The 6,239-nt window shown below is 68.0% G+C and carries 5 protein-coding genes and 1 tRNA gene; 4 read left to right on the forward strand and 2 right to left on the reverse strand.

The window, feature by feature from the left end:
- Nucleotides 1-115 precede the first annotated feature (115 nt).
- Nucleotides 116-382 (reverse strand): hypothetical protein, encoded by a 267-nt coding sequence (locus tag D6860_RS13000; protein WP_076624900.1) that lies wholly within the window; start codon nucleotides 380-382, stop codon nucleotides 116-118.
- On the reverse strand, nucleotides 379-3,165 hold the full coding sequence (locus D6860_RS13005; RefSeq protein WP_076625458.1) for a [protein-PII] uridylyltransferase family protein: 2,787 nt from the start codon (nucleotides 3,163-3,165) through the stop codon (nucleotides 379-381). The genes D6860_RS13000 and D6860_RS13005 overlap by 4 nt, the downstream gene beginning before the upstream one ends.
- Before the next feature lie 103 nt (nucleotides 3,166-3,268).
- Here D6860_RS13005 and D6860_RS13010 point away from each other — a divergent pair, with 103 nt between their 5' ends.
- From D6860_RS13010 to D6860_RS13025, 4 genes are all read left to right on the forward strand, one after another.
- Nucleotides 3,269-3,736 carry a YbaK/EbsC family protein gene (locus D6860_RS13010; protein ID WP_076624901.1) on the forward strand — a complete coding sequence of 156 codons (468 nt, stop codon included), beginning with the start codon at nucleotides 3,269-3,271 and terminating at the stop codon, nucleotides 3,734-3,736.
- A 68-nt stretch (nucleotides 3,737-3,804) separates the two neighbouring features.
- Nucleotides 3,805-4,869, forward strand: a complete 1,065-nt coding sequence (locus D6860_RS13015) for a site-2 protease family protein (RefSeq protein ID WP_076624902.1) — start codon at nucleotides 3,805-3,807, stop codon at nucleotides 4,867-4,869.
- Nucleotides 4,870-4,937: 68 nt separating this feature from the next.
- Nucleotides 4,938-5,014 (forward strand) — tRNA-Ile (locus D6860_RS13020).
- Between the two features lie 842 nt (nucleotides 5,015-5,856).
- Nucleotides 5,857-6,239, forward strand: a 383-nt coding sequence (locus D6860_RS13025) for a DUF262 domain-containing protein (protein ID WP_164845642.1), incomplete at its 3' end; no start/stop codon positions are given.

Consider the following 6,239-nt stretch of genomic DNA (forward strand, 5'->3'; position numbering starts at 1 on the left):
GGGCGCGGGCCTCCGCACCCTGACATTCGTTCGGGTCAGCCAATCGCAACGGCGTGCATGGGGCAAGGGATTCCTTGGTCGGAGACCCGGGCGCCACGTTCGGCCGGGCGCGGCCTCAGTTGCGCCGGCCCATGGCCCCGCCGCGCCGTTTCGGCGCCGAGGCCCGCGACATGCCCTCGCGCAGCACCCGTGTCATGGGGTGATCGTCCGGCGCACCGTGCCGATCAAGCAGCACCTCGATATGGGCGCGGGTGTCGGCGCCCTCGGGCAGCGAAAGCGCCCAGTCGAGAAAGATCGACCGACATTCGGGCTCGCTGATGCCATCAATCCGATAGGCTTCCCGGATAAGCCCCTTCGGGTCGTCGGCGGTTCCCTTGGTCATGTGCTCTGCTCCGGCAAGGCTGCCTCGATGATGGCGGCGGCGCGCGTGGTCATCTCGCCGAGCTTGTCGCGCAGCGCCTCGGCGCTGTCGGTGCCCGTGAGCCGCGTGAGGAAGGCACAGCCCCCGGCACCCACCTCGCGCGGGTCGAGCGCGCCCTCGGTGATGAGCCGCGCGCCGATCTGCAGGCTCCAGCAGAGCCGGTAGGTGGCGGCAAGGTGGTCGGCATCGTCCCGCGTGAGCCAGCCCTCGCGCGCCGCGGCGGCCAGCCCGCGTGCGGTGCGGCGCGGCGCGGTGCCCGAGAGCAGCGCACCGGCCTGCCCGACAAGCTCGATGTCCTGCATCCGGCCGGGGCCGATCTTCGGGTCCCAGTCGCCGCCATTGCCCTTCGCGGCGGCGATCCGGGCGCGCATCCTGGCCAGTTCCGCAAGCACCTTGTCCTGCGGCTGCGGCGTGGCGAGCAGCTCTGCGCGTAGCGCCTCGACCTCGCCGGCAAGCTCCGCCGGCCCGGCGACGACCCGCGCCCGGGTGAGCGCGAGCTGCTCCCAGACCCACGCCTCTTCACGCTGGTAATTGCGGAACGCCGAGAGCGAGGTGGCAACGGGCCCCTGGTTCCCCGACGGCCGCAATCGCATGTCGACCTCGTAGAGCTTGCCCTCGGACATCGCGGCGGACATCGCGGTGATCAGCGCCTGCGTCAGCCGCGCGTAATAGAGACGCGACTGCAGCGGGCGCCGTCCGTCCGAGCTTTCGACGCCGTCCGGGTCGTAGATGACGATCAGGTCGAGATCCGAGAGCGCGTGCAGGCGCCGCGCGCCCAAGCTGCCCATGCCCACGACCACCGCCCCGCGCCCCGGCGGCTTGCCGTGCTTGCGGGCAAATTCGTCCTGCACGACCGGCAGGATCGCCGCCAGCACCGCCTCGGCAAGATCGGCGTAATGGCCGCCGGCCTCCTCGGGTTCGGTCAGGCCCCGCAGCAGGTGGACGCCCGCGCGGAAGTGCCATTCCTTCGCCCAGCGCCGCGCCATGTCGAGCTGACGCTCGTAGTCCTCCTCGCGCGAGAGCACCTCGGTCAGTTCGGCGGTCAGCGCCGCGGCGCCCGGCCACGGGCTGAAGAAGTCACCGCCGATGACCGCGTCGAACACGCCCGAGTTCCGCGACAGGTGCCGGGCGAGATCCGGCGAGGTCGAGACGATGTCGACCAGCAGGTCGATGAGCTGCGGGTTGGCATCGAAGAGCGCGAAGAGCTGCACACCGGCGGGCAGCCCGGCAAGGAAGCCGTCGAAGGCCGCGAGCGCTTCCTGTGGCTTCGCGGCACGCGCCAGCCGTCCGAGAATCTCGGGCTTCAGCCGCTTGAAGATCTCCACCGCGCGGCTCGAACGCAGCGCCGGGTAGCTCGGCCAGCGCGCCACCGTCTCGCATTCCGCCAGTTCGTCGGGCACGTCGGGCATGCTGCCGCCGTCGCGGGCATCGGGAGCAAAGAACCCCTCGGTCAACTCGTGCACTTCGTCGAGCCGGTGGTGCAGGTCGCGCTCGAACTCGGCACGCTCGCGCCCCATGAGCGCCGCGAGCCGCTCGAACCCCTCCTCTGCGGTGGGCAACAGGTGAGTCTGTGCGTCGTGGATCATCTGCACGCGGTGCTCGACCTCGCGGTGGGCCCGGTAATGCTCGGTGAGCCTGTCGGTCACGTCGCGCGGCACCCAGCCTTTCTCCGACAGCACGCGCAGCCCGTCGACGGTCGGCCGCACACGCAGGTCCGGATCGCGCCCGCCGGCGATGATCTGGCGGGTCTGGGTGAAGAACTCGATCTCGCGGATGCCGCCGCGCCCGAGCTTCATGTCATGCCCGGAAAGGGTGATCGCGCCGCGCCCCTTCTTGTCGCGGTAGCGCAGCCGCATGTCGTGCGCATCCTGGATCGCGTTGAAATCGAGATGCCGGCGCCAGACGAAGGGCCGCAGCGTCTCGAGGAAGCGCTCGCCCGCCGCGATGTCGCCGGCGCAGGGCCGCGCCTTGATGTAGGCGGCGCGTTCCCACGCCCGCCCGAGGCTCTCGTAGTAGCGCTCGGCCGCCTCCATCGAGATGCAGACCGGTGTGACGGCCGGATCGGGCCGCAGACGCAGGTCGGTGCGGAAGACGTAGCCGTCGCCGGTAAGATCGTTGAGCGTTGCCGACATGCGCCGGGTCGCCCGCACCAGCGCGCTGCGCGCCTCGTGGAAATCGTCGGGATCGTAGCGGGTCTCGTCGAACAGGCAGATCAGGTCGATGTCGGAGCTGTAGTTCAGCTCGAAGGCCCCCATCTTGCCCATCGCCAGCACCACCATGCCGCCGGCGGAGCCGATGTCGTCCTCGCAGGCGCCGGGCAGCTTGCCGCGCCGGATCTCGCGGGCGATCGACGCCCGCAGCGCCAGCCGCACCGAAAGGTCGGCATATCGCGTGAGCGCTCCGGTCACTTGCTCGAGTGACCAGACGCCACCCAGATCGGCAAGCCCCGCAAACAGCGCGACCCGGCGCTTCCCCTGCCTCAGCGCGGCGTCGAGATCGCCGTCTGCGACCTCTTCCAGCGCCGCGAAGATCCCCGGCAGCGCGGTCTCCGGCGCGTCGAGCGCGTGCTGCAGCCAGCCCGCCTCCTTGCGGATCAGGCCGTTGAGATAGGGGCTCGTGCCGCCCGTCCCCCGGATCAGCGCGGCCATGTCGCCCTCGGCCCATGGGGTGGCGCCCAGCGCCTCGTCACCGAGGTCGGGGTCGAAGGGGCGTGGCAGGCGGGTGATGCGGGATGCGAAGCTCATGCCGACTGTATGGCCGACCATGCCGCCCGAGCGCAATGCCGAGCCCTTGCGGCGCGCGCCGCATCGCGGTCTAACCACGCACGACAGACGACAGGAGACCGACATGAGCAAGAGCCTCAAACGCGTGCGCGCGGCACTGGAAGCCGCCGGCCAGACGCCCGAGATCCGCGAGGTCGGACAGGCCCGCACCGCACAGGAGGCTGCCGACAGCGTCGGCTGCGAGATCGACCAGATCGCCAAGTCGATCATCTTCCGCGCCGAGGAGAGCGGCGACGCGGTGCTGTTTCTGACCGCCGGCGGCAACAAGGTCTGCGCCGACAAGGCCTCGGCGCTGGCCGGAGAGCCGCTGGGCAAGGCCGACGCGGCGCTGATCCGCGCGCAGACCGGCTTTGCCATCGGTGGCGTGTCGCCGGTGGGCCACCTGAACCCGATCCGGGCGTGGATCGACCCGCGGCTGCTCGACTTCGACATGGTCTGGGCCGCGGCGGGCACGCCCCGGCACGTCTTCGCCCTCGACGCGCATCTGCTGCCCGAGCTCACCGGCGCCACCCCTGCGGCATTTACCCTCTAGCGCCTGCCCTTGCCCCCGTCCCCGCCGCTTGCCATCTTCGAGGAAGGTCAACAGCAGGAGCGCGTGAGATGAGCTGGTCCTTTCCCATCGGGCGGCTGTTCGGGTCCGAGCTGCGGGTGCATGCTACCTTCTTCCTGCTGCTCGCCTGGGTCGCGGCGGCCGCCTGGCCCGCGGGCGGCGCGGCGGCGGCGCTGCTGAACGTCGGCTTCGTCCTCGCACTCTTCGCCTGCGTCGTGGCGCATGAATTCGGTCACGCGCTGACGGCACGGCGTTACGGCATCAAGACCCCCGACATCACCCTGCTGCCCATCGGCGGGCTCGCGCGGCTCGAACGGATGCCCGAGAAGCCCTCGCAGGAGATCCTCGTGGCGCTTGCCGGACCGGCGGTGAACATCGTGATCTGGGCCGTGCTGACGGCGCTTGGCGCGGGCACCGACCTTGCCGGGCTCGCCGACCCCGAGGCAAGCCCCGGCGCGCTGCTGGGCCAGCTTGCGGCGGTGAACCTGTTCCTTGCGCTTTTCAATCTTCTGCCCGCCTTCCCGATGGACGGCGGCCGGGTGCTGCGCGCAGTGCTCGCGACCCGCATGGACCGGGTGCGCGCCACCAACGCGGCGGCGACCGCCGGGCAGATCATGGCATTCCTCTTCGCCTTCTGGGGGCTCGCGTCGGGCAACTTCATGCTGCTGCTCATCGCGCTCTTCGTCTACTTCGCCGGACAGGCGGAAAGCCAGGACGTGGCCTCACGCGCGGTGGCGCGCGGTCTTCAGGCGCGCGACGCGATGATCACCAGCTTCGAGAGCCTGCGCCCCGAGGATCCGCTGCATGTCGCCGGCCAGACCCTGATCCGCACCACCCAGCACGAGTTCCCGGTGCTCGATCCCGACGGCCGCCTCGCCGGCTTTCTCACCCGCACCGCGCTGTTCCACGCCATGGCCGAGGGCCACTCCACCCGCCCCGTGGGCGAGGTCATGGAGGACGTGCCGCAACTCACGCTGGGCACGCCGCTCGACGCGGCACTGGAAGCCCTGGCCGGTGCCCCCGCCCTCGCGGTGACCGATACCGCCGGTCACGTGCTTGGCTACATCACGCGCGAGAATGTCGGCGAGCTGATGATCCTGCGCACCCCACGCTGACTTCGGAGGCGCCGAGGGCCCGAACGGCTTGACCAGACCGCCGCGAATGCTACTGAGACTGTCACGGTGGGCCTGTAGCTCAATTGGTTAGAGCAGGGCGCTCATAACGCCTTGGTTGGGGGTTCGAGTCCCTCCGGGCCTACCAGAAATTGAAATTTTCCCAATAAAATCAATGCCGATGTGGACCACGCACTGCGAAAGTGGTCCATATAGAATCAATGACTTGCAAGCGAAGTGGACCACGGAAATCGGTGTGCCTCGCACCAGTCCCAGCGCGGGGCGCGACACAAGCAACAGCCGCGAGGGCTGCCTTGGTAAGCTGAACGCACCTTTCTTGCCGAGAAGATGTAGCGCCTCGCCGCCGGACTTGGTCGAAGCGCATCCAACCGATAGTGGCGAGATCTCGGTCAGCGCTACAGACGGAGCACGGCGGTCGATATGACGCTCGGAAGGCGGACACCTCCGAAGACTGAGCTCTTGCCGAATCCCCGGATGTTCCACATACGTTCCGCATGCGCATTCACAACCCCATCTTCCCCGAAGGATCTACCCTGTTCATCATCTGGGCGGAAGACCGATGGGGCAGACGCTCTCTAGCCGCGGGCACGTTCGTCGCGGTCAATGCCGCTTGGAACGCTCTACAGGAAGAAGAGCCTGCCGCGACGCTGAACATGCAGCATGGCGCGCGCGTCATGCAGACCAGAGAGCCGCTGCGGTAGGAAAGCTCCCAGCTGCCCATTACTGGCTCAGTAACACTCGTAAGCCATCCAAGCGCTCTGCGCAGCTAGCAGACCTTCCTCGTCACGCATTCCACTGCCCGGGGATCAGCTCCTCCGGCCCTCTGCGGACTTTCGGCTGGTCACACCATTGCCGAAGCGCGGCTTACCTGAACCGGACCTTCGCCTCCCGGCGGCAGCATCTAACTGTCGCGGCGGAGGTGGAAGCCATGCTAAGGAGTCTGTAAATTCAGATTTTTAGGATTTTTTAATGACAACGCCACGCTCGCAGCCGAAGCCCGACAGCCGCAAGTATCACGATCTCATCACGGACATCGAGAAGGGCGTCATCAAAATTCCGAAATTCCAGCGCGAGTTTGTGTGGCCCATCGAAAAGACCGCAGCACTGTTAGACAGCATTGTTAAAGGTTATCCAATCGGCACCTTCATCCTCTGGAAGACTAATCAGCGGATGGCGGATGTGAAGGACGTGGGCAATATCCCGCTGCCAGCCACCCCTGATGATCGGCAGGTCGAATACGTCCTCGACGGCCAGCAACGAATGACCTCGTTATTTGCGGCCTATAGAGGCGCGAAGATACCGCGCGCGGGGTCAAAAAGGGCTCTGTTGCACAAATCCCGTGCGGGATTCAT

Origin of the sequence: Salipiger sp. D13 (assembly GCF_003703915.1) — a bacterium.
Lineage (GTDB): Bacteria > Pseudomonadota > Alphaproteobacteria > Rhodobacterales > Rhodobacteraceae > Salipiger > Salipiger profundus.

Bases quoted from the DNA above. Each gene is read 5' to 3' on its own strand.
- D6860_RS13010 (WP_076624901.1), top strand. From the start codon at position 3,269: ATGAGCAAGAGCCTCAAACGCGTGCGCGCGGCACTGGAAGCCGCCGGC.
- D6860_RS13005 (WP_076625458.1), bottom strand. From the start codon at position 3,165: ATGAGCTTCGCATCCCGCATCACCCGCCTGCCACGCCCCTTCGACCCC.
- D6860_RS13000 (WP_076624900.1), bottom strand. From the start codon at position 382: ATGACCAAGGGAACCGCCGACGACCCGAAGGGGCTTATCCGGGAAGCC.
- D6860_RS13015 (WP_076624902.1), top strand. From the start codon at position 3,805: ATGAGCTGGTCCTTTCCCATCGGGCGGCTGTTCGGGTCCGAGCTGCGG.